A 22,219-nucleotide genomic window follows, 5' to 3' on the forward strand; every position below is an offset into this window, starting at 1 on the left:
GACGCCATGAAGAACGTCGATGATGTCTACCGGCTCTCGCCGATGCAGCAGGGCATGCTGTTCCACAGTCTCTACTCGCCCCGGGGAGGCACCTACGTGGAGCAGGTGTACTGGCTGTGGCGCGGGCCGCTCGATGCCGCGCTGTTGCGCCAGTCCCTGCAACGGATGGTGGAGCGCCATGCCGTGCTGCGCACCGCCTTCTTCTGGGAGGGCCTCGCCGAACCCATCCAGGCCGTGCGCCGCGAGGTGAAGGTGCCCTGGGAGCAACAGGACTGGCAGGACCTGCCGGAGCGCGAGCAGGAGGCGAAGTGGAACGCCCTGCTCGCCACCGATCGCCAGAAGGGCTTCACCCTCACCGCGGCGCCGCTCATGCGCTTCGCCGTGCTGCGGCTCGGGCCGGAGCTGTACCGGTGCCTGTGGAGCTACCACCACCTGCTGCTCGACGGGTGGTCGCTGCCGCTGTGCCTGCGCGAGCTCGCCCAGCACTACGACGCGCTCTCACAGGGCCGCGAGCCGGAGCTGGAGCCGGTGCGCCCCTTCCGGGACTTCATTGCCTGGCAATCCAAGCGCGACCGCGCCGAGTCCGAGCAGTACTGGCGGCAGGCGCTCCAGGGCTTCACCGCGCCCACGCCCTTCTGGGTGGACCGGGGCGCCGAGCTGCCGAGCCAGGCGGACGCGACGTATGCCGCCCGCACCATCCGCCTGCCCGTGACCACGATGGAGCGGGTCGCGGCGCTCGCCCGCCAGCATCAGCTCACGCCGGGCACGCTCGTGCAGGGGGCCTGGGCCCTGCTGCTCTCCCGCTACAGCGGCGAGCGCGACGTGGCCTTCGGCAACGTGACGTCCAGCCGCTCTCCGTCCCTCCCCGGCTCCGAGACGATGCTGGGGCTCGTCATCAACACGCTGGTGCTGCGCACGGCGGTGCCCCCCGAGGCCCGGCTCGTCCCGTGGCTCAAGCAGCTCCAGGCGGAGCAGCTCGCCGCGCGCCGGCATGATCAGCTCTCGCTGGTGGAGGTGCAGGGGCTCGGGCAGGTGCCGCGAGGACAGCCGCTGTTCCAGAGCGTCATCGCCATCCACAGCGGGCCGATGCCGAAGCTTCCCCCCTTCGCCGGAGGCAAGGTAACGCTGGATGGCATCGGCTACGCGGACCCCCGGACGGGCCATCCCCTCACGCTCATGGCGGACCTGGCCGAGACGCTGGAGTTGCAGCTCGTCCACGACACGGGCCGCTTCGACACCGCCACCGTCGACCGGATGCTCGGGCACCTGCGCGTGCTCCTGGAGGGCATGGTCGCCCATCCGGAGCGGCGGCTGTGCGAACTGCCCCTGGTGACGGAGGAGGAGCGGCGCCATCTACTGGTGGAGTGGAACGACACCACGCGGCCCTTCCCGCGCGACGCCTGCCTGCACGAGGTCTTCGAGGCCCAGGTGGCGCGGACGCCCGAGGCCGTGGCGGTGGAAGCCGAAGACGCACGCCTGACGTACCGGGAGCTGGACCGGCGCGCCAACCAGCTCGCGTGGCACCTGCGCTCGCTCGGCGTGGGGCGGGGCGCCATCGTCGGACTGTGCCTGGAGCGCTCGGCGGAGACGGTGGTGGGCGTGCTCGGCATCCTCAAGGCGGGCGGAGCCTGGCTGCCCCTGGACCCGGCCTACCCGCGCGAGCGACTGGCCTTCATGCTGGACCAGGCCCGCGTCTCCGTGCTCGTCACCCAGCGCTCCCTGGCGGAGCTGCTGCCCTCGGGGAGCGAGCGGCGGGTGCTCATGGACGAGGACCGCGAGACGCTCGCCGCACTGCACGCGGAGCCACCGCCGTCCGTGGGCACCGGCCCCATGGACCTCGCGTACGTCATGTACACCTCGGGCTCGACGGGACGGCCCAAGGGCGTGTGCGTGCCCCACCGGGGAGTGATGCGCATGGCCATGGACACCGGCTACTTCGAGACCGGGCCCCAGGAGACCTTCCTCCTGCTGTCGCCCATCTCCTTCGACACCTCGGCCTTCGAGCTCTTCGGCGGCCTGCTGCACGGCGCGAAGCTCGCGGTGTGCCCTCCGCACATGCACTCGCTCGAGGAGCTGGGCGGAGTGCTGAAGCGCTACGCGGTGACGACGCTGTGGCTGACGGCGCCCCTCTTCGACCAGATGGTGGCGTACCACCCCGAGGCCCTGGACTCCGTGCGACAGGTGCTCGCCGGGGGTGACGTGATTCCTCCGGGCCGGGTGAGGGAGCGGCTCTCGCGCGGGGGCCTGGTCATCAACGGCTACGGGCCCACGGAGAGCGCCACCTTCACCACCTGCTACGTGATGAAGGAGCCGGGACAGGTGGAGCGCACCGTCTCCATCGGCCGGCCCATCGCCAACACCCAGGTGTACCTGCTGGACGGGCAGCTCCAGCCCGTGCCCATGGGCGTGCCCGGTGAGCTGTACATCGGCGGAGACGGGCTCGCGGTGGGCTACCTCCACCGGCCGGAGCTCACCGCGGAGCGCTTCCTCCCCAATCCCTTCGGCCGCGAGCCGGGCGAGCGCATGTACCGCACGGGCGACATCGCCCGCTACCTGCCGGATGGCCGCATCGAGTTCCTCGGCCGCGCCGACCACCAGGTGAAGATCCGCGGCTTCCGCATCGAGACGGGGGAGATCGAATCCCATCTCCTGGAGCACCCCACCGTGAAGGAGGCGGTGGTGGTGGCGCGCGAGGACGTCCCGGGAGACCGGCGGCTGGTGGCCTACGTGGTGCCGGGCGCGGGCCACTCGCCGGAGCCCGAGGTGCTGCGCGGCTTCCTCTCGGAGCGGCTGCCCACGCACATGGTGCCCTCGGCGGTGGTGGTGCTGGATGTCCTGCCGCTGTCTCCCAATGGCAAGGTGGACCGCAAGGCCCTGCCCGCGCCCGCGGGTACCGGCGCTCCCGAGACGCCTCCCATGGCCCCGCGTGACGCCGTGGAGCTGCGGCTCGTCGAGCTCTGGGAGGAGCTGTTGAACGTGCGGCCGGTGGGCATCGACCAGAGCTTCTTCGCGCTGGGCGGGCACTCGATCCTCGCGATGAGCCTGCTGTCCCAGGTGTCCAAGCGGCTGGGCCGCACGCTGCCCCTCTCCGTGCTCTTCACGCACCCCACCGTCGAGCGGCTCGCCGAGCTGCTGCGCCAGGAGCCCTCGGCCAGCACGGACTGGACGCCGCTCGTGCCCATCCAGACGAAGGGCAAGCGGCGGCCCCTCTTCTGTGTGCACCCCATTGGCGGCAGCGCGCTCTGTTACGTGCCGCTCTCCCGGCGGCTGGGGACGGAGCAGCCCCTCTACGGGCTCGAGGCCCCGGGGCTCGATGGCCACCGCGAGCCCTTCACCTCGCTCCAGGCCATGGCATCGGCCTACCTCGAGGTCCTGCGCAAGGTGCAACCCGAGGGCCCCTACTCCCTCGCGGGCTGGTCCATGGGCGGCCTCGTCGTCTTCGAGATGGCGCGTGAGCTGCTACGTCAGGGGCAGCGCGTGGAGCAGGTGGTGCTCATCGACAGCTGGGTGCCCAGGCTCCAGCCCGGAGCCGGACCCGCGCGACTCGATGACACGACGCTGCTGCCAGGCTTCGCGATGGAGCTGGGCCGCATCGCGGGACACGAGCTCACGCTGTCCGCCGAGGAGCTCGCGCCGCTCGATGCCGAGGCACGGCTCGCCCTGCTGGGAGAGCGGGCCCGGAGCGTGGGTGCGCTGCCTCCCGGCGTGGGCCCGGAGGTGCTGCGTGCGCGCTTCGGCGTCTACCGGGCCCATGCCCGCGCCTTCCAGGAGTACGTGCCCACCAGGGGCCACCCCGCGCCCATTCTCCTCATCCGCCCGGAGGACGGCGCGCTCGCGGCGGCCTCGGGACCGATGGGAGGCTGGGACACCTTGACGCAACAGCCGCCCCAGCTCGTCCAGATGCCGGGGGACCACTACTCCATCATGACCGAGCCCCTCGTGGCCGAGCTCGCCCGCCACCTGCAGGCCGCCCTCCCATGAAGAACGTCCAGGATGTCTACCGGCTCTCGCCCGTGCAGCGGGAGCTCCTCTCCCGGGCCTCGGCGTCCGAGGCCCGTCCCGCCCAGCTTCACTGGAGCTTCCGCCACGGGCTGGACGAGACGGCCCTCGCGTCCGCCCTGCGCCAGTTGCTCGTCCGCCACACCGCCCTGCGCACCGCCTTCTTCGCCCAGGGCATGAACGAGCCCGTGCAGGTGGTGCGCGAGAAGGTCGAGCCCCGCCTGGAGCAGCGGACGGGCCCGCTCGCGGCGTTCCTCGAGGAGGACCGGCGGCGGGACATGAATCCCGCGAACGCTCCCCTGCTCCGCGTCACGGTGCTGCGGGACACGCCCGGCATGGGCACGGTCGTCCTCACGTACCACCCGCTCGTGCTCGATGAGGACTCGGCGCGGGTGTGCCTCCACGAGCTGTTCCTGCTCTACCGCGCCGCCCGTGAGGGGAGTGAGCCGGTGCTCGGCAAGAGCCGGCCCCACCGCGACTTCATGGCGTGGTTCGAGCAACAGGACGCACAGGCAGCGGAACGGCGGGCCCGGGAGCCGCTCCAGGGTGCTCGGTGCTCGCGGATTCCCGAGGCCTGGCGGGTGACACGGCGGGAAGACCCTCACCCCGGCCCTCTCCCAGAGGGAGAGGGGTTGATGCAGAGGTTCCTCCTGAGTCCCACGGCCACCGCCCACGTGCAGGCGTTCCTGCGGCAGCACACGTTGGAGCTCTCCACGCTCCTCCAGGCCGCCTGGGCGGTGCTCCTTCAGCAGCAGGGCCAGAGGGATGATCTGCTCTTCGGCACCTTCACACACGGGCTCCCGGCCGCACTGACCGGCGGCGGTCCACTGGTGGGGCGCTTCTCCACGCTCGTTCCTCGGCGGATTCAGGTGCCCTCACGCGGCACGCTGCTGCGCTGGCTCCGGGGCCTCCAGGCCGAGCACGCCGAGCGGCACGCCTCCGATTACTTCGCGCCCTCCCAGTTCCAGAGCTGGCTCGAGGTCCCCCCGGAGGACCTGCCGCTCTTCGACAGCATCCTCACCACCGGCACCGAGGACGAAGCCCTGGGGCCCCTCGCCCGGAGCCTCGGCTTCCACGGCCTCACCCGGGAGATGACGGCCCTCCCCGCTCCGCTCGTCGTCCACGCCGAGCAGGGACCCCGGCTGGAGCTGCGGTTCCACTACGACCCCGGACAGCTCGCCTCCACGGCGGTGGCGCATGCCGCCGCGCACCTCGGGACGCTCCTGGAAGAGCTGGCGCTCCGGGCCGAGCAGGAGCCTTCCGCGCTCTCTCCGCCCCCGAAGATGCCGGAGAACCGCGTGGCGGGCGCCATCACGGGGGGCACCCGCTTCGGAGCGGCCGAGGTCCAGGCCGTACTCGCGAGGCACCCGGCGGTGGCGAGGGTGTCCGTGGTTCCCGATGCGAGCACGCCCGGCTCTGGCGCACTGGTGGCCCGCGTGGAGCCCGTGCGTCCGGCCACCGGAGCCCGGAAGAAACCCGGCTTCGGCCTCTTCTTCTTCGCCAACGAGGGCGCTGGCACGAGCGACAAGTACCGCCTCTACCTCGACGGAGCGCGGTTCGCGGACCGCAACGGCTTCACGGCCATCTGGACGCCCGAGCGCCACTTCGACGAGCACGGCGGGCTCTACCCGAACCCCTCGGTGCTGAGCGCCGCGCTGAGCACCCTCACCGAGCGCATCGGCCTGCGCTCGGGCAGCGTCGTGCTGCCGCTGCACAGTCCCTTCCGGGTGGCGGAGGAGTGGTCGGTCATCGACAACCTGTCGAAGGGCCGGGTGGGTCTGGCGGTGACGTCCGGCTGGATGCCCAACGACTTCGCGCTGGCCCCGGACCACTTCGAGGGCAAGCGCGAAGTGCTGTTCCGCTCGCTGGAACAGGTGCGGGAGCTCTGGCGCGGAGGCGCCGTGGCCACGCGGGACGGAGCGGGCAACGAGGTCCAGCTGCGCACCTTCCCCCGGCCGGTCCAGCCCGAGCTGCCCATCTGGCTCACCTGCCCCGGCAACCCGGAGCTCTTCGAGAAGGCGGGCGAGCTGGGCGTGAACGTGCTGACGTCACTGGCCTCGCAGCCGGTGGACGAGGTTCGGGAGAAGATCGCCCTCTACCGGGCGGCGCGGGCGAAAGCGGGACATGACCCGGCGGCGGGCACGGTGTCGGTGATGCTGCACACGTTCGTGGGGCGGGAGTCCGGCGAGGTGCTCGACCGGGTCCGAGGGCCGCTCACGCACTACCTGCGCACGCACCTGCGGCTCCAGCAGATGCGCGTGCGGAGCCTGGACATCCAGATGGACATCGATGATCCGAAGTGGCTGGACTCGCTGGCCACGTTCGCCTTCGAGCAGCACTACCGGATGAGCGCGCTGATTGGCACGCCCACCTCGTGCCTGCCAATGGTGGACCGGCTGATGGAGGCGGGAGCGGACGAGCTGGCGTGCTTCATCGACTTCGGCGTCGCCGAGGCCCATGCCATCGAGGGCCTGACGTACCTGGCGGAGCTGAAGGAGCTCGCCAACGACGAAGCCCTGCGCACCCGCCGCGTCCTGGCCGAGCACCTGGACGAACGGCTCCCCGGGAAGCCCCCGGTCACTTTCGAGATCCACTGAGAGGTTGAACACCATGGAAGCAAAGAACGCCGTGACGGCGATGCAGCTCCCCCTGAGCATGCGGCTGCTCAACCAGCTCGGCAGCGGTGTGGGCCGGAGGGCCTTCGAGCTGAACGCGGACCAGCTCATGGCGGAGGCACGCAAGCAGACGGGGCTGAACGACTTCGGTGGCGAGGCGTTCATCGAGCCCCTGCGCAGGCTGACGCGCGCCCTGGAGGAAGAGGGGAACCTGTCGCTGGTGGGACGGCTCTCCATCCGGAGGGGACTGCTGCGGTTGCTGGTGCAGCGGCTGCACATCGCCGCGGATCTCGCGCGCCACCCGGAGATCCGCCAGGTGCCCATCGAGCGGCCCGTGTTCATCCTCGGCTTCATGCGGACGGGCACGACGCTGCTCTTCAACCTGCTCGCGAAGATGCCGGGGGCCCGGGCGCCGAAGATGTGGGAGCTGCTGTGGCCCTCGCCGCCGCCGGACCCGGCGACGGAGGCCACGGATCCGCGCATCGAGCGGGCCCGCCTCTTCGCCGAGCAGGCGCACAAGGCACTTCCGGCGATGAAGGCCATCCACCCCTTCGAGCCCACCGCGCCCGAGGAGTGCCTCTTCCTGCTCGGGCTGAGCTTCACCGACTTCGCCGCGGAGAGCCGCGCGCACCTGCCGAGCTACATGAACTGGCTGATGAGCACGGACATGGTGCCGGCCTACCGCTACTACCGCGAGGTGCTCCAGTTGCTCACGTGGAAGTCCCGGGCCCACCACCTGGTGCTCAAGAGCCCCATCCACCTCTACAACCTGGACGCGCTGCTGAGCGTCTTCCCGGATGCGCGCATCATCCAGACGCACCGCGACCCGCGCGAGGTGGTGGCCTCGGGGTGCAGCATGTACGAGGCCTCGCGCATCCTGTCGATCCGCGGCCATGACCCGGTGGCGCTGGGGCAGCAGTGGCTCGACACGTGGGGCCAGGCGATGGACCGGGCAATGGCGGTGCGCGCGAAGGCCGCCCCCGAGCAATTCCTCGACGTGCACTATGACGAGCTGATGGCGGACCCCGCGGGCCAGGTGCGGCGCATCCACCGCTGGGCCGGACTGGGCAACGAGGAGGCAGCGGCCGGAGTCGTGCAGTCGTGGCTCGCGGAGAACCCGCGCCACAAGCACGGCGTGCACCAGTACACGCTGGAGCACTACGGGCTCGATGCCCGGCGGGTGGCGGAGCGCTTCCGGGACTACACCGGGCACTTCAACGTCCGCATGGCATAGCCCCCTCAGCCCTCCCGTCCCGGTTTTCTGATCGGGTACTCACCTGACGTCTTACCGTACCAGGCAGTTCGGCTTTGCCAGGAGGACGTGGACGCGGCCCCAGTTGGGGTCGTACTTGTAGAACAGGGCAATGTCGTCACGGCCATCGCCGTCATAGTCACCACTGACCATCCGGTCCGTGAAGGCATCCGCACTGTAGCCACCGCCGCTGTCCCACCAGCCGGCGTCTCCCTGGTACTGGAACGAGGAACCCGTCGAGAGCAGGACGTGGACGCGGCCCCAGTTGGGGTCGTACTTGTAGAACAGGGCAATGTCGTCACGGCCGTCGCCGTCATAGTCACCGCTGACCATCCGGCCCGTGAAAGCATCCGCGCTGTAGCCACCGCCGCTGTCCCACCAGCCGAGGTCTCCCTGGTACTGGAACGAGGAACCCGTCGAGAGCAGGACGTGGAAGCGGCCCCAGTTGGAGGCGTACTTGTAGAACAAGGCGATGTCGTCACGGCCATCGCCGTCATAGTCACCGCTGACCATCCGGCCCGTGAAGGCATCCGCACTGTAACCGCCGCCGCTGTCCCACCAGCCGAGGTCTCCCTGGTACTGCAGCCGAGTGCCTGCCAGGCCCCAGGGTGCATTCGTCTGGAGGGCATCCAAATAGACCCAGCCTTCTTCCTCCATTGTCTCGGAGCGAACCTCGTTAGTGCTCACTGCCAGCGAACGCGCTCGACTGTCTTCGGACGAACCTCCATTACAAGCTGCGAGCGATAGAGCCGCTACGGTCCACAAGTGTATTGCGTTGCGCATGAAGTGACTCCCGCCGGAATGAGCCATCCTGATATTGAGGTTGGTCATTCTTCATGGAAGGTCACATGAAGCCAGAGTGAATCCGCGCGCCGGAGTTGCATGCGTTCACTCCGATGAATGGGTTGAAAGGCTGCTCGGATTCCAGGCATTTGGAATGCCTTATGGTTAGCCCACATGAGCGGCAGTGAGGTACCGGCCTGGCACTCCCGGCTGTCGTGCTGAGTACAGCGGGACAGGAAGGGGGCCGATTTGGTAGAGGAGGAGCCATGTCCAACGTCTACCCTCTGTCGCTGCGCTGGGAAGGCACCACCACCGATCACGCCGCGGGCGAGCACAGCCGCGCCGCGGTCGCCTCCGTACCGGGCAAGCCGGACATCGCGGTGAGCGCCGCGGGGCCCTACGGCGGAGACGACACGCGGTGGAACCCGGAGGACATGCTCGGCGCCTCGCTCGCGACCTGCCACATGCTCACCTTCCTGTCGCTCGCCAGGAAGGTGCGCCTGGACGTCCGTGGCTACGTGGACGACGTGCAGGTGGTGCTCGGCACCGAGGGCAAGGTGACGCGCATCACCGAAATCCGCCTCGCGCCCACCATCCGCGTGGCCCCCGGGACGGACGTGGCCAAGGTGCGCGAGATGTTCGAGAAGGCCCACAAGTACTGCTTCATTGGCCTGTCCCTCAACTCCACCGTGCGCATGGAGCCGCGCGTCGAGGAAGTGCTCCCATAGAGCGGGAGTGGACATCGAACCGGCTCTCACATGTGACTGGCGAGGCTCGCTGCCACCGGCCCGCGAGCCCTCTCCGGCCGTGCGAAGTGCAGCTCCTCTCCGTCTCCGGGAATGAGCACCTTCTCGAGCAGTCCCTCGGCCTTCATCCGTTCGCGCAGCCCTTCGCGCGTGGTCGGGCAGTGGTCGAGCGCTTCCAGGTGATTCAGCACCACCCGTCCGGGTGCCCGCCTGACGAGCGTCACGAGCTCATCGACGGAGAACAGGATGTCGCCGCCCACCCCGAAGTTCGCCGAGCCCGCCGGAGCGATGATGACATCGGGCTGGAGGCGCTCCACGGCCTCCAGGAGATCCTCGGTGAGCACCGCGTCCGACGTGATGTACACGCTCGGCTCGTCCGGGTGCGCCAGGTAGTAGCTCGAGACGCGGCCCAGCAGCCATGCGAGCAGCCCGCGGCCGTGCCGGACCGGGATGCGCTCCACCCCCATCCCGAGCGCACCGTCGGCGAGCTCCCGGACATCGAGTCCCCTCTTCTTGAGGCCCGGCGCGTCCAACCGGCTCGTCCATACGGGTAGCTGGCGCTTCTGGATCCATCGGACGCCCGCCGTATCCAGATGATCCGGGTGGGGGTGGGTGACGAGCACGCCCGTCGCCTCCTCCAGCCACGAGAACGTGTCGGGCGGCAGGGGGACCAGGGGATTGGGGCGGCGGCCGCCTCCAAAGAACTTGAAGCCCGGAATCGAGCCCGGTCTGGCGAGCATCGGATCAATCAGCAGACGGTGCTCTCCCAGCGTCAGCAGGGTGGTGGCATTGCGCAGGTGGTGGATCTTCATGCCCCACAAACTAGGGGCCGCACGAATGGATGGAAACCGCTAGATTCGGAAGCCAGGCATCCATTTTCGCATGGGGGTCCGGATGGAGTGGGAGCTGTTGCGCACGTTCGAGACGGTCGCGCGCCTCGGGAGTCTGACGGCCGCGTCGAAAGCCCTGGGCGTGAGCCAGTCGACCGTCAGCAGACACCTGGCGCGGCTGGAGGAGAGCGCCGGTTCCCCGTTGCTGCTGCGCGAGGCGCCGCTGCGGCTGACGGAGCGCGGGTCCTCGTTGCTGGCGGCGGTGCAGCCCATGGTGGTGGCCGCGCTGGCGGCGCGGTCCGCGCTGGAAGACACACTGGAGCTTCGCGGCGAGCTCACGCTGACCACCGTCGGCGAGATGGTGCGCTGGAAGCTGACGCCCCGCCTGCCCGAGTTCTACCGGGCCTTTCCCCACCTGCGCCTGCGCATCCTGGCGGACAACCGGATCAACAGCCTCGCCGCCGGAGAAGCCGACGTGGCGCTCCGGATGATACGCCCCGAGCGGGGCGAGCTCGTCGCGAAGAAGGTGGGCACGGCCTCCTATGCCTTCTTCGCGGCCTCCTCATTGGAGCTCCACGCCGAGCTCCCCTGGATGGGTCTGACGGGCTCGGTCGCCGGCATCCCCGAACAGCGCCACGCCGAGCGGGCCTTCGCCACCCGCCCCCCACGGCTGCTCGTCGAGGACCTGGAGTCCCTGGGGCTCGCGGTGGAAGCAGGGCTCGGCGTGGCCTTGCTGCCCCGGGTTCTCGCCGCGAGGCTCCACGGTGTCGTGGAGGTGGCGCCGCGGCGGATTGGAGCCCGGAGCAGCGAGCGGCTGCCCTCGCGCGACATCTGGATGGTCGTCCACCGCTCGAAGCAGCACGTGCCCAAGGTGCGGGCATTGATGGGATGGCTCGGAAGCGTCATGAGCGACGAGCGCCCATGAGTGACAACGTCTGAGCATCCAGGGGCCCGGCCCTTCATGTCCATTGTATCCGAGGCCGGCAAGGTCTCCGGCCCTGGTGGTGACGGACACGGCGCGGGGGTTGGACGGGCTGTCAGCGCCCGCGAGCCACCACTGACAGGTTGTCGCACCCGGGGTGTGCGGCACACGGGGAAGAGCCCCGCTCTTCCCTCTGGAGAGGCGCGTGGCGGGGCCGTTGGTCCCGGCCTTGCTCTGGGGGAGTGCATCCACGCTCCCGTCAGGAGGCCACCGATGTCCACGCTCATCCGCCCCGCGTTTCATGCACTCACCCTGCTCTGCATCACGTGCACATGCCTGGTGGCCGCGTACTCCGTGAACTCGGTGGTGGATGCCTCGCTCCAGCCCCTCCCCTCCCTCGAGGATCCACCCAGGAAGGCACGCGCCCAGGAGGAATTGGCGCTCCCCCTCGCCCTGGGACCGCTCGCCCGCCTCCTGGGCCTTCCGGACAAGGTGCGTGAGGAGGTCATCGCCGCACCGGGAGACGAAAGCGACGAGGCGGTGCCGAACACGCTGGGCCTGAAGCTGCTGGGCACGATGGTGGGGGCGAATCCCTCCAACACCTTCGCCTCCGTGTACGAGGGCACCACGCGCCGCACGCGCTCGGTGTGGATGGGAGGTGACATCCTGGGCGCACAGGTGGTGGCCATCGAGCGCACGCGGGTGCTGCTGATGAACTCGGGGCGGCTGGAGTACGTCAGCCCCACGGCGACGGACGCGCTTCCTCCGCCCGTGGAGCCGCGTGCCGCCGCGGCGCCAGCGGCGACGGAGGCGAAGTCTTCCGTCGATGTCCGGCAAGTGGGTCCGCAGAGCTACGAGGTCTCGCGCAAGGACCTGGACGTGGTGCTCGCCAATCCCAGCGAACTGCTGATGCAGGCGCGCGTCATCCCCGCCATGCGCAACGGGGAGTCACAGGGCTTCAAGCTGTTCTCCATCCGGTCCGGCTCGCTCTACAGCCGCATCGGTCTGCAGAACGGGGACATCCTGCAGCGCATCAACGGGCTCTCCATCGCCAGCGCGGATCGTGGGCTCGAGGCCTTCCAGAAGCTGCGCGAGTCCTCGCACATCGAGGTGGAGGTGGAGCGCAACGGCCAGCCGATGCGCCTGACGTACTCGATGCGCTGAGCCCGCCGAAGCAGTCCAGCAGGTCCGCGAAGCCATTCCCCCTCCGCGACCATTTCCCCTCTGCGACCATTTCCCCTCTCCCGGGGGGAGAGGGAGTCTCAGCGCTTCGCGGCGGTCTTGTTCCCGGGCCACACGGAGCGGAGCGTGCCCGCGAGCGCCCGGAGCGCATCGGCGCGGGGAAAACCCGGGCGCCACACCAGGGCGAGCGTACGGCTCGGCGACGGGTCCGCGAAGGGCCGCACCACGAGCTGGCCCAGCCGGTTCTCGATGGGCACCGAGAGCGCGGGCAGCAGCGTGACGCCCCCCGCGCCCGACATCACCATCTGCGCCAGTGTCGTCAGGCTCGTGGCCCGGAAGTCCACCTCGCGCGCCCCGATGCGCGTGCACAGCGCGAGCGCCTGTCCCCGGAAGCAGTGGCCGTCCTCCAACAGCAGCACGTTCTCCTCGTCCAGATCCCGGAACTGCACCTGCTTCTTCTTCTCCAGCGGGTGCCCCGGTGGCGCCGCGACGACGAACGGATCCTCCGAGATGATCGCGTGCTCCACGTCCCCCACCTCGGGCACGAGCGCCAGCAGGGCCGTGTCCAGGCGTCCCTCCTCCAGGTCGCGCACGAGCACCTCCGTCTTGTCCTCGCGCAGGCGAATCTGGAGCCGGGGGTACTGCTTCACCAGCGCGGGGATGACCTCGGGCAGCACGTAGGGCGCGATGGTGGGGATGACGCCCAGGTTCAGCGGCCCCGCGAACGGATCCGACAACCGTGACGCGGCGGACAGGATGTCCCCGGCCTCGGTGAGCACCTTGCGAGCCCGCGCCACCAGCTCCTCCCTGGCGGGGGTCAGCATCACCCGGCGCTTGTCCCGCTCGAAGAGCTTCACCCCCAACACGTCCTCGAGCTGCTGAATCTGCGCGCTCAAGGCGGGCTGGGAGACGTGGCACCGCTCGGCCGCTCGCCGGAAGCCGAGCAGGTCCGCGACGGCGACGAGATACTCCAACTGCCTCAGGGAGATGTCGTTCAGGGAGGGCATGGGCTCTGGAACAACTGATAGCCTCACCCTATCAATCCCATCGGAACGATGTCTTGGGCAACTCAGCGCGAACTCTCTACTTTCCTCCACGTCACGAACGCACTGACGCCACTCGCAGGAGAAATCGCGTGTCCCATCGTCCCCGCTTGACCACCGAGGCCGGAGCTCCGGTCGCCGACAACCAGCACTCCCAGACCGCCGGCGCCACGGGCCCGGTGCTCCTGCAGGACCACCACCTGCTGGAGAAGCTCGCCCGCTTCAACCGCGAGCGCATCCCCGAGCGCGTGGTGCACGCGGTGGGTTCGGGCGCCTACGGCTACTTCGAGGTCACCCACCCCAACATCTCCCATTACACCCTGATGAAGCTCTTCGACACGAAGGGCAAGCGCACCGAGGTCTTCCTGCGCTTCTCCACCGTGGCCGGCTCCAAGGGCGCCCCCGACACCGCTCGCGACCCGCGTGGCTTCGCGGTCCGCTTCTACACCGAGGACGGCAACTGGGACGTGGTGGGCAACAACACGCCCGTCTTCTTCCTGCGCGACGGCATCAAGTTCCCGGACTTCATCCACTCGCAGAAGTACGACCCCTTCACCAACTGCCAGGAGCCCGACAACCAGTGGGACTTCTTCTCCCACTCGCCCGAGGCCACGCACCAGTTCACCTGGCTCTTCGGTGACCGGGGCATCCCCGCCACGCTGCGGCACATGGACGGCTTTGGCTCGCACACCTTCCAGTGGGTGAACGCCAAGGGCGAGCGCTTCTGGGTGAAGTTCCACTTCAAGACCGACCAGGGCATCCGCACGCTCTCCAGCGAGGAGGCGGCGGCCATCGGCGGGAAGGATCCGCAGTACCACCAGCGCGACCTCTACGCGGCCCTGGAGCGCGGCGAGTTCCCCTCGTGGACGCTCAAGGTGCAGGTGATGCCCGAGGCGGACGCATCCACCTACCGCTTCAACCCGTTCGACCTCACCAAGGTGTGGCCGTACAAGGACTACCCGCTCATCGAGGTGGGCAAGCTGGTGCTCGACCGGGCGCCGGACAACTACTTCGCGGACGTGGAGCAGGCCGCGCTCGACCCGAGCAACTTCGTGCCCGGCATCGGCCCCTCGCCGGACCGCATGCTCCAGGCACGCCTCTTCGCGTACGGCGATGCGCACCGCTACCGGCTGGGCATCAACCACACCCGGCTGCCGGTGAACTCGCCCAAGGGCGTGCAGGGCGGCGCGCGCAACTACGGCCGTGACGGCGCCATGGCCTTCGACGGCAACGGCGGCCGGAGCAAGAACTACGAGCCGAACAGCTACGACGGCCCCGCGCAGACGGGCGAGGCCACCGGGCTCGGCGTCTCCGTCACCGGCCTCACGGGCACCTACGTCCCGGTGCGGCACGCCGAGGACAACGACTTCGTCCAGGCCGGCAACCTCTACCGGGTGATGACCGAGCCGGAGCGCCAGCGCCTCGTGGAGAACATCGCGGGCAGCCTGTCTCAGGTGAGCCGCGAGGACGTCATCACGCGCGCCATCTCCCACTTCCGCAACGCCGACGAGGAGTACGGCGCGCGCGTGGCCAAGGCCGTCCACGACAAGCGCCGCTCGCGCTGAGCCCTCCTCTTCCCCTTCCTCCTGCTCGAGGCACTCCCCATGAAGAACCAGACTCCTGATTCGCAGTCGACGGTGACGGACAACGACGTGATGGCCCTGGCGCGGACGGCGTTCCAGCACGCGAGGGCCGGGGAGACGGCCAACCTGGCGTGGCTCGTCGACTCGGGGCTGCCCGTCAACCTCAGCAACGAGAAGGGGGACACCCTGCTGATGCTCGCGAGCTACCTCGGCCAGGAGGGCGCTGCCCGGGCCCTCCTGGAGCGGGGCGCCGACCCCGAGCGCGCCAACGACCGTGGCCAGACGCCCCTGGCCGGGGTCGCCTTCAAGGGGAACACCGCCATGGCCCGGCTGCTGCTGGACCACGGCGCCAGGGTGGATGGCTCGGGACCGGACGGCAAGACGCCGCTCATGTTCGCGGCGATGTTCGACCAGGTGGAGGTGCTCGAGCTGTTGCTCGCGCGCGGCGCCTCGCCGGAGCACAAGGACGCCGAGGGCCGCACGGCGCTCGACTACGCCCGCGCCATGGGAGCCCGCCGCACGCCGGAGCGGCTCACGGAGTGGCTCGCGGCTCGCGTGTGACGCGCGAAGAGCACGGCGGCCGGACAGTCTCTGCTCTACCGGCTCATCGAGAGCCGCGTCCGGCAGCAGATGCAACGCGAGGGCTACAGCGAGGTGAGAACCCCCCAAATCCTCGCGCAACCCATCTGGGAGCGCAGCGGCCACTGGGGCAAACTTCCGCGAGAACATGTTCCAGTTCGCCGGCGAGGGCGAGCGGCACCTCGCGGTGAAGCCGGTGAACAGCCCCGGCCACATCCAGCTGGTGCACCGCATGGCGCCCAGCTACCGCGACCTGCCCAGAGGGAGAGGGAGCATGCGCAACCCGGGCGGATGTGCTTGGCTGCGCCGACTATGGCCGAGCACGTGAACAAGATCGCAATCATCGGAGCCGGCGCCGTGGGCGCCACCATCGCCTATGCCACCATGATCCGGGGAGTGGCCAAGCAGCTCGCCCTCTATGACATCAACCGGGCCAAGGTGGACGCGGAGGTGCTGGACCTCAACCACGGGTTGCAGTTCGTCCCCATGGCCACGCTGGTGGGCTCGGACGACATCGGCGTGTGCGCGGGCGCGGACGTGGTGGTCATCACCGCGGGCGCCAAGCAGAAGCAGGGGCAGACGCGCATGGAGCTGGCGGGCGCGAACGTGGAGATGTGCCGCTCGCTCGTGCCCCGGTTGCTGAAGGTGGCCCCGGACGCGCTGCTGCTGGTGGTGACCAACCCGGTGGACGTGCTCACGTACGTGGTGCAGAAGCTGAGCGGCCTGCCGTCGCGGCGGGTGTTCGGCAGCGGAACGGTGCTGGACTCCTCGCGCTTCCGCTTCCTCATCGCCCGCCACCTGAACGTCGCCGTGCAGAACGTGCATGCCTTCATCGCGGGCGAGCACGGGGACTCGGAGCTTCCCCTGTGGAGCTCGGCGACGGTGGGCGCCGTCCCGCTGAAGCAGTGGTCCGCGCCGGGACACTCGCGGCTGACGGACGAGGACCGCACCCGCATCTTCGACGACGTGCGCAACGCCGCCTATCAGATCATCCGCGGCAAGGGCGCCACCAACTACGCCATCGGCCTGGCCACGGCGCAGATCCTCGAGGCCGTGCTGTACGACGAGAACCGGGTGCTGCCCGTGAGCTCGCGGCTGGACGGCTACCTGGGCATCGGTGACGTGTGCATGAGCGTGCCGAGCATCGTCAACCGCTCGGGCGTGGAGACGGTGCTGGAAGTCCCCCTCGACGACACCGAGCGCGAGGGCCTGCGCCGCAGCGCGGATACGATCCGCCAGGCCATCCGCACGCTCGGCTTCTGAAGAAGCCCGTCCGCCTCCTCCCTCCAGGAGCCCTTCATCGTGACTTCCCGACGTTCCTCCCTCGCGTGGCTCTCCCCCCTCGTGCTGCTCACCGCGCTGGCCTGCCGCAATGAGCGCTCCCCCGCGCCCCCCCCCACGCCCACGGCGAGCACGCCCGTGTTCGGGTTCGATGTCGTCCAGAGCTGGCCGCATGACCCCAACGCCTTTACCCAGGGGCTCGTCTACCGCGACGGCAAGCTGTACGAGGGCACGGGCCTCAATGGTCTGTCGAGCCTGCGCGAGGTGGAGCTCGAGACGGGCGCCGTGCTGCGCCGGCGCGAGCTGGAGCGCCAGTACTTCGGCGAGGGCATCGCGCTCTTCAAGGGCCGCATCTACCAGCTCACCTGGCGCTCGCACGTGGGCTTCATCTACGACGCCGCCACGTTCCAGCAGGTGGGCCGCTTCGAGTACCCCACCGAGGGCTGGGGGCTCACCGACGATGGCACCTCGCTCATCATGAGTGATGGCTCCAGCACCGTGCGCTTCCTCGACCCCGCCACGCTCGCGGTGCAGCGCTCCATCCGGGTGACCGACAACGGCCGGGAGATCTCCCAGCTCAACGAGCTGGAGTTCATCAAGGGCGAGCTCTACGCGAACGTGTACCTGACGAACGACATCGTCCGCATCGACCCGGCCACGGGAAAGGTGACGGGGTGGCTCAACCTCACCGGGCTCCTCCCGCCCCAGGACCGGACCGGGACCGAGGACGTGCTCAACGGCATCGCCTACGACGCGGCCCGGGACCGGCTGCTCGTCACCGGCAAGCGCTGGCCCCGGCTCTTCCACATCCGCCTCGTGCCCAGGTAGTCCACTCCCTCACGATTTCCCACTTTTTCCTTCACAGTTTTATTGAAAAATTCTGCATTGACAGGAGAACTGATTTTATTGGAAAGTGAGGAAGTGCTCGACACAACCGTCGAGCCGGAGGAACCGTCATGCGCACTCGCCGTCTGGTTTCCATCCTCCCCCTCATGCTCCTCGGGAGCGCCTGCAGCGTCGACAGCACCGGGGTCGACACCCAGGCCACCCAGGGGACCCAGAGCAGCAACCTGTCCACCAAGGCCGAGGGCCGGGGTCTGGAGCAGCTGAAGGCGCAGCGTCCGGAGTTCTTCCAGGGCGCCGGTGACGTGTCCCTCAAGCGCAGCCTGCGTGACGAGAAGGGCCTGACCCACGAGCGCGTGTCCCAGAGCTTCCGGGGCGTGCCCGTCTTCGGCGCCGAGGCCATCCTCCACCTCGACGCGAACGGCTCCGTCGCCTCCATCACGGACCGTCTCAAGCGCGACCTCAAGGTGGACACTACCCCCGGCCTCCGCGCCGAGGAGGCCATCCAGATCGCCGTGGCCCAGGTGGGCGGCTCCCGCGCGCTGACGGCCGACCCCAAGGCGGACCTGCAGATCCTCACCGACGACATCGGCAACGGCGCCCGCCTCACCTACCGGGTGCAGCTGCAGAGCGTCACGGACAAGGGCGCGCCCGCGATGCCCAACCTCTTCATCGACGCGAAGACGGGTGAGCTCGTCATGCAGTTCGACAACCTGAAGACGAGCCGCAACCGCAACACCTACGACGCCGGCACCCGCACCACGCTCCCCGGCACGCTGGTGCGCAACGAGACCTCGGGCCCCTCGAGCGACGCGGTGCTCAACCAGGCGCACGACAACGCGGGCTTCACCTACGACTTCTACTTCACCAAGTTCGGCCGTGACAGCTACAACGGCACCGGTGGCACGCTCACCTCGTCCGTCCACTACAGCCGCAACTACGTGAACGCGTACTGGGACGGCACGCAGATGGTGTACGGCGATGGCGATGGCAGCCAGTCCGGCCCGCTGACCGTGCTGGACGTGGTGGGCCACGAGCTCACCCACGCCGTGACCGACACCTCCTCCGACCTCATCTACGCCAACGAGTCGGGCGCCCTCAACGAGGCCATGTCCGACGTCTTCGGCGCCTCCATCGAGGCCTACCGGGATGGTGCCGTCAGCGGCAACACCTGGAAGATCGGCGAGGAGTGCTGGACCCCGGCCACCGCGGGTGACGCGCTTCGCTACATGAATGACCCGGCCCTGGCGGGTGACTACGACTACTACCCCACGCGTTACACCGGCACCTCCGACAACGGCGGCGTGCACTGGAACTCGGGTATCGCCAACCTGGCCTTCAAGCTCATGGTCACCGGAGGAACCCACCCGCGCGGCAAGACGAGCAACGTGGTGCCGGCGCTCGACGCCAACGCGTACACCAGCATCCAGAAGGGCGCGGCCATCTTCTACCGCGCCAACACGGTGTACCTGACGCCGGGCAGCACCTTCTCCGAGGCGCGTGGCGCCACGGCGCAGGCCGCCACCGACCTGTACGGCGCGACCGCCGCCGCCGCGGTGAACGAGGCGTGGGCCGCGGTGGGCGTGGCCGCTCCCCCAGCCTGGACGGTCATCCAGACGGTGAGCAACCTGTCCGGCGCCCGCAACAGCAACACGAACTACACCTACGTCACGCCGGCCAGCGCGACGGCGATGAAGTTCGAGACGATCGGCGGCACCGGTGACGCGGACCTGTACGTGAAGTTCGGCAGCGCGCCCACCACCACCACCTACGACTGCCGCTCCGCGGGTTCGACCGCCGCCGAGTCCTGCACCATCAACGGCGCGAAGCAGGGCACGTACTACGTCCTCATCAAGGGCTACACGGCCTACTCCGGCGTCACCTACAAGGCGAGCTCCGGCCAGTAATCCCTGGCAGCACTGAAGTCCTCACGCCGGCGCGGCTCCTCCTCCTGGGGGCCGCGCCGGTTGTCTTTCGTGGGGCCGGTGCGCGCTACCGGGCGGCCTCGCAGCCGCAGCCGCACTCGTCGAAGAAAGGCTGGAAGCCCTCGATGCAGAGGAAGGTGATGGCGGCGCACGCGTCCGGGTCCCGCGAGACGTAGGAGCGATTCGGGTCGTTGTAGTCGCAGGCCTTCTGCTGTTTCTGGCAGCCGCAACCGCACTCGTTGAAGAACGGGGCGAAGCCCTCCTTGCAGGTGAAGCGGATGGCGGCGCACTGGGCGGGGTCTCGGGAGACGTATTTCATGCCCCGTTCATGGCCCGTGCAGGCAACGGGGTTCATCCTCCGGCAGATACCGCCACAATCCGCGCCGCCCCGGTCCGGGTCACAGTCGTCGCGGGGGTCGTCGACGCAGGCGTACCCCTCGGCGCAGGGGATGCCGGCGATGCCGCCGCAGAAGTCGCCCTGGACCTCCCCGGCCTGGAGCCCGGCCTCCTGCCCGGCATCGGCGGTGGAAGTGCAGGCCGCGCCACCGAGCGCCGCGCCGATGATGAGTACGCCGCACCACATCAAACGAATCGACATCCGGGACCCCCTCCGTTGGGTTGCAGGAGAGGAATGAGGTGGAGGGCGCCGGAAGCAGAGCAGGAAGCAGGCAAGGGCTCCCGCTCCCGGGTCTGACCGAGGGGCCGCCTCTGTGTTCACCCGGATGACGCAGGGCGCCAGCACGAGAGGCGCGACAGCCCACGCCCGCGGCTGGCACTCTCGCGCCCCCATGAGGAAGCCCGTCCATGTCGAGGAGTCCCCGGTGAGCAAGCCGCTCGAGCTGGTGACGATCCCCGCCCCTCCGTCCGAGTTCCACGTCCGCCGCGATGCACGCTTCGCCGCGCCCGGCGAGAAGCGCACGCGCTATCACCTGCCCGAGTCGCTCGACTCGTCCTCGCCCGTCGGCTACCGCACGCGCGTCTCGCTCTCGCGGGAGGAGGCCGGCACGCTGCTGTCGCTGCTCTCGCTGCCGAGGCCCTCGCGCTTCGTCCCGGGCCCCGCCCCCACCGAGCGCGAGCTCTTCGAGGAGTGCTCGCTCGGCGTGCTCTCCGCGAGGCAGTCCACCAACTTCCGCGGGCAGCGCGAGGTGTTGCTGGGCCCCCAGGACTCCGGGCAGGCTGCCGCGCTGTTGCGGCGCATGGGCCGCAAGGAGGCGCCCGTGCTGGATGGTGCCGCCTGCACCCATGTGGTGCTCGCGCGCCCGTACCGGACGCCCTTCACCTTCCTGCTCACCTTCGTGGGCCACAAGCCGGTGACCAGCCTGCTCACCGTGCCGCTGCGCGCCTGGGCCAAGCGCTTCCGCCACGCGGATGACATCCCCACCATCGGCTACCTGAAGGAGCTGCACCTCGGCGTCCTCGCGGATGCCATGGAGCGCGCGACGGTGATTGCCTCGGCGGGCACGCGGCGGGCCCAGGTGTTCCTGGAGCCCTTCGAGCAGCCCGCGGACGCGGCGGCCCTGCGCGAGCTGGAGGCACTGGTGGGCCTCACCCCGGCCGAGCGCGCGGCGGGCTGGCGCATCTCGCTGGTGGCCCAGGTGGGGTACGTGCCCGAGGAGGAGCGCATCCCCATGGAGCGCACCACGGCCCGGCGCCTGGGCGCGGCGCTGCTCGCCCTGCGCAGCGAGCGCATCCAGCCCGGCGTCAACGCCGAGCCGAGCGCCCCTCCGGCCTACCAGACGCGCCAGCCCATGGATGTGCCCGAGGAGCTGACGGTGCAGGCGGGCCGCGCGGCCTACAACGCCTTCGCCCGGTTCACCGGTGTGTCCCGCGAGCGCGCCAAGGAGCTGGTGCTGCTCGAGCGCATCGACGTGCTCACGCCCCATGGCAAGGAGCGGCTGCGCGCGGTCCGCGAGGAGCTGGAGCAGGTCACCGACAAGATCATCGCCCGGCTGCCGCTGTGGGCGGACCTGGCGCTCGGGCGGGCGCTCTCGCGCAACAGTGCACGGGGGCGCAAGGCCTTCGCGCTCGCGGGGCAGCGCATCTATGTGGGCGGATTGTCCCGCCGCGAGGTGGAGCAGTCCGGGTTGTCCTTCGCCCACGCGGTGCGGGCCTTCGGCGCGGCGGCGGCTCGCGGCGCGCTCGTCGCCGAGGTGGCGGGGACCACCGAGATTCCCGAGGGGTGTGACCTCCGCGGCGGCGTGTGCCTGATGGCCGGGCCGGTGAACCAGAACGACATCGGCAAGCAGTTCTTCGGCGGCAAGGACCTGCTCGAGCAGGCCTTCTCCGGGCGGGAGCCCACGAGCCTGCTGGTGTGGACGTTCAAGGCCAAGACGGTGGCCGATCCCATCGGCAACGAGCAGCAGTTGCTGGATGCCGCTCGCAAGGGCGCGCTCGTGGATTTGAGGCCAGGGCCGCACGAGGTCGTCGCCGTGCGGCAGGGCACGGCGATCGGGCCCATGCGTCTGAGTGGCGGCCGGGTGAATGCCGAGCGGGCCTTCGGCGACGTGGGGAACTTCGTCACGGACCCCGAGGGCAAGGAGATTCCGGGCAACCGGGGCACGGCGTGGCCCTCGGCTCAGGCGGATTCGCCCTTGTGGCCTGGGTGAAGCACCCGGGTGACGCACCCGGATGACCCA

The 22,219-nt window shown here is 69.6% G+C and carries 17 protein-coding genes; 13 read left to right on the top strand and 4 right to left on the bottom strand.

From position 1 onward, the window contains the following. The first annotated feature begins 6 nt into the window (after positions 1 to 6). Genes VFZ09_RS20515 through VFZ09_RS20525 form a run of 3 tightly spaced genes read left to right on the top strand, consistent with a single transcriptional unit; the run spans position 7 to position 7,848 of the window. The gene (locus VFZ09_RS20515; protein ID WP_329729313.1) at positions 7 to 3,981 is read left to right on the top strand and encodes an amino acid adenylation domain-containing protein; all 3,975 of its coding nucleotides are present in this window, start codon (positions 7 to 9) and stop codon (positions 3,979 to 3,981) included. After that, on the top strand, positions 3,978 to 6,596 hold the full coding sequence (locus tag VFZ09_RS20520; protein ID WP_329729314.1) for a MupA/Atu3671 family FMN-dependent luciferase-like monooxygenase: 2,619 nt from the start codon (positions 3,978 to 3,980) through the stop codon (positions 6,594 to 6,596). Before VFZ09_RS20515 ends, VFZ09_RS20520 begins: the two co-directional genes overlap by 4 nt. A gap of 13 nt (positions 6,597 to 6,609) precedes the next feature. Continuing rightward, positions 6,610 to 7,848, top strand: coding sequence for a sulfotransferase (locus tag VFZ09_RS20525; RefSeq protein WP_329729315.1), 1,239 nt, complete (start codon positions 6,610 to 6,612; stop codon positions 7,846 to 7,848). Between the two features lie 51 nt (positions 7,849 to 7,899). Here VFZ09_RS20525 and VFZ09_RS20530 read toward each other — a convergent pair whose 3' ends face one another. Next, the gene (locus tag VFZ09_RS20530; protein ID WP_329729316.1) at positions 7,900 to 8,523 is read right to left on the bottom strand and encodes a hypothetical protein; all 624 of its coding nucleotides are present in this window, start codon (positions 8,521 to 8,523) and stop codon (positions 7,900 to 7,902) included. Between the two features lie 392 nt (positions 8,524 to 8,915). Here VFZ09_RS20530 and VFZ09_RS20535 point away from each other — a divergent pair, with 392 nt between their 5' ends. Continuing rightward, on the top strand, positions 8,916 to 9,377 hold the full coding sequence (locus VFZ09_RS20535; RefSeq protein ID WP_329729317.1) for an OsmC family protein: 462 nt from the start codon (positions 8,916 to 8,918) through the stop codon (positions 9,375 to 9,377). Between the two features lie 26 nt (positions 9,378 to 9,403). Here the strand turns inward: VFZ09_RS20535 and VFZ09_RS20540 are convergent, their stop codons facing one another. Next, entirely contained in the window at positions 9,404 to 10,207 is an 804-nt protein-coding gene (locus tag VFZ09_RS20540) for an MBL fold metallo-hydrolase (protein WP_329729318.1), read from the bottom strand. 97 nt (positions 10,208 to 10,304) lie between these two features. Between VFZ09_RS20540 and VFZ09_RS20545 the strand changes: the two genes are divergently transcribed. Together VFZ09_RS20545 and gspC are read left to right on the top strand one after the other, a co-directional pair. Beyond that, positions 10,305 to 11,150 carry a LysR family transcriptional regulator gene (locus VFZ09_RS20545; protein WP_329729319.1) on the top strand — a complete coding sequence of 282 codons (846 nt, stop codon included), beginning with the start codon at positions 10,305 to 10,307 and terminating at the stop codon, positions 11,148 to 11,150. A gap of 270 nt (positions 11,151 to 11,420) precedes the next feature. Continuing rightward, the gene (gene gspC / locus VFZ09_RS20550) at positions 11,421 to 12,311 is read left to right on the top strand and encodes a type II secretion system protein GspC (protein ID WP_329729320.1); all 891 of its coding nucleotides are present in this window, start codon (positions 11,421 to 11,423) and stop codon (positions 12,309 to 12,311) included. Between the two features lie 98 nt (positions 12,312 to 12,409). On the opposite strand, the gene VFZ09_RS20555 is transcribed toward gspC, so the two are convergent. Beyond that, positions 12,410 to 13,336 carry a LysR substrate-binding domain-containing protein gene (locus VFZ09_RS20555; protein ID WP_329729321.1) on the bottom strand — a complete coding sequence of 309 codons (927 nt, stop codon included), beginning with the start codon at positions 13,334 to 13,336 and terminating at the stop codon, positions 12,410 to 12,412. Positions 13,337 to 13,464: 128 nt separating this feature from the next. Here VFZ09_RS20555 and VFZ09_RS20560 point away from each other — a divergent pair, with 128 nt between their 5' ends. From VFZ09_RS20560 to VFZ09_RS20585, 6 genes are all read left to right on the top strand, one after another. Continuing rightward, positions 13,465 to 14,937: a catalase gene (locus tag VFZ09_RS20560; protein ID WP_329729322.1), complete on the top strand. Its 1,473-nt coding sequence runs from the start codon at positions 13,465 to 13,467 to the stop codon at positions 14,935 to 14,937. Positions 14,938 to 14,976: 39 nt separating this feature from the next. After that, positions 14,977 to 15,516 (top strand): ankyrin repeat domain-containing protein, encoded by a 540-nt coding sequence (locus tag VFZ09_RS20565; RefSeq protein WP_329729323.1) that lies wholly within the window; start codon positions 14,977 to 14,979, stop codon positions 15,514 to 15,516. 166 nt (positions 15,517 to 15,682) lie between these two features. After that, positions 15,683 to 15,862, top strand: a complete 180-nt coding sequence (locus VFZ09_RS20570; RefSeq protein ID WP_329729324.1) for a hypothetical protein — start codon at positions 15,683 to 15,685, stop codon at positions 15,860 to 15,862. Further along, on the top strand, positions 15,859 to 16,797 hold the full coding sequence (locus VFZ09_RS20575; RefSeq protein WP_329729325.1) for an L-lactate dehydrogenase: 939 nt from the start codon (positions 15,859 to 15,861) through the stop codon (positions 16,795 to 16,797). The genes VFZ09_RS20570 and VFZ09_RS20575 overlap by 4 nt, the downstream gene beginning before the upstream one ends. A gap of 39 nt (positions 16,798 to 16,836) precedes the next feature. Beyond that, entirely contained in the window at positions 16,837 to 17,643 is an 807-nt protein-coding gene (locus tag VFZ09_RS20580; RefSeq protein WP_329729326.1) for a glutaminyl-peptide cyclotransferase, read from the top strand. A gap of 128 nt (positions 17,644 to 17,771) precedes the next feature. Next, positions 17,772 to 19,565, top strand: coding sequence for a M4 family metallopeptidase (locus VFZ09_RS20585; protein ID WP_329729327.1), 1,794 nt, complete (start codon positions 17,772 to 17,774; stop codon positions 19,563 to 19,565). An 85-nt stretch (positions 19,566 to 19,650) separates the two neighbouring features. Here the strand turns inward: VFZ09_RS20585 and VFZ09_RS20590 are convergent, their stop codons facing one another. Then, positions 19,651 to 20,181 (bottom strand): hypothetical protein, encoded by a 531-nt coding sequence (locus tag VFZ09_RS20590; RefSeq protein WP_329729328.1) that lies wholly within the window; start codon positions 20,179 to 20,181, stop codon positions 19,651 to 19,653. A 223-nt stretch (positions 20,182 to 20,404) separates the two neighbouring features. Between VFZ09_RS20590 and VFZ09_RS20595 the strand changes: the two genes are divergently transcribed. Continuing rightward, positions 20,405 to 22,189: a hypothetical protein gene (locus tag VFZ09_RS20595; RefSeq protein WP_329729329.1), complete on the top strand. Its 1,785-nt coding sequence runs from the start codon at positions 20,405 to 20,407 to the stop codon at positions 22,187 to 22,189. Positions 22,190 to 22,219: the final 30 nt, after the last annotated feature.

It is taken from the genome of Archangium sp. (genome assembly GCF_036277355.1).
GTDB lineage: Bacteria > Myxococcota > Myxococcia > Myxococcales > Myxococcaceae > Archangium.

Excerpts from the sequence above, each read along its gene's own strand:
- VFZ09_RS20530 (WP_329729316.1), bottom strand. The coding sequence starts at position 8,523 with ATGGAGGAAGAAGGCTGGGTCTATTTGGATGCCCTCCAGACGAATGCA.
- VFZ09_RS20515 (WP_329729313.1), top strand. The coding sequence starts at position 7 with ATGAAGAACGTCGATGATGTCTACCGGCTCTCGCCGATGCAGCAGGGC.
- VFZ09_RS20585 (WP_329729327.1), top strand. The coding sequence starts at position 17,772 with ATGCGCACTCGCCGTCTGGTTTCCATCCTCCCCCTCATGCTCCTCGGG.
- VFZ09_RS20555 (WP_329729321.1), bottom strand. The coding sequence starts at position 13,336 with ATGCCCTCCCTGAACGACATCTCCCTGAGGCAGTTGGAGTATCTCGTC.
- VFZ09_RS20565 (WP_329729323.1), top strand. The coding sequence starts at position 14,977 with ATGAAGAACCAGACTCCTGATTCGCAGTCGACGGTGACGGACAACGAC.
- VFZ09_RS20540 (WP_329729318.1), bottom strand. The coding sequence starts at position 10,207 with ATGAAGATCCACCACCTGCGCAATGCCACCACCCTGCTGACGCTGGGA.
- gspC (WP_329729320.1), top strand. The coding sequence starts at position 11,421 with ATGTCCACGCTCATCCGCCCCGCGTTTCATGCACTCACCCTGCTCTGC.
- VFZ09_RS20535 (WP_329729317.1), top strand. The coding sequence starts at position 8,916 with ATGTCCAACGTCTACCCTCTGTCGCTGCGCTGGGAAGGCACCACCACC.
- VFZ09_RS20520 (WP_329729314.1), top strand. The coding sequence starts at position 3,978 with ATGAAGAACGTCCAGGATGTCTACCGGCTCTCGCCCGTGCAGCGGGAG.
- VFZ09_RS20525 (WP_329729315.1), top strand. The coding sequence starts at position 6,610 with ATGGAAGCAAAGAACGCCGTGACGGCGATGCAGCTCCCCCTGAGCATG.
- VFZ09_RS20590 (WP_329729328.1), bottom strand. The coding sequence starts at position 20,181 with ATGTCGATTCGTTTGATGTGGTGCGGCGTACTCATCATCGGCGCGGCG.
- VFZ09_RS20570 (WP_329729324.1), top strand. The coding sequence starts at position 15,683 with ATGTTCCAGTTCGCCGGCGAGGGCGAGCGGCACCTCGCGGTGAAGCCG.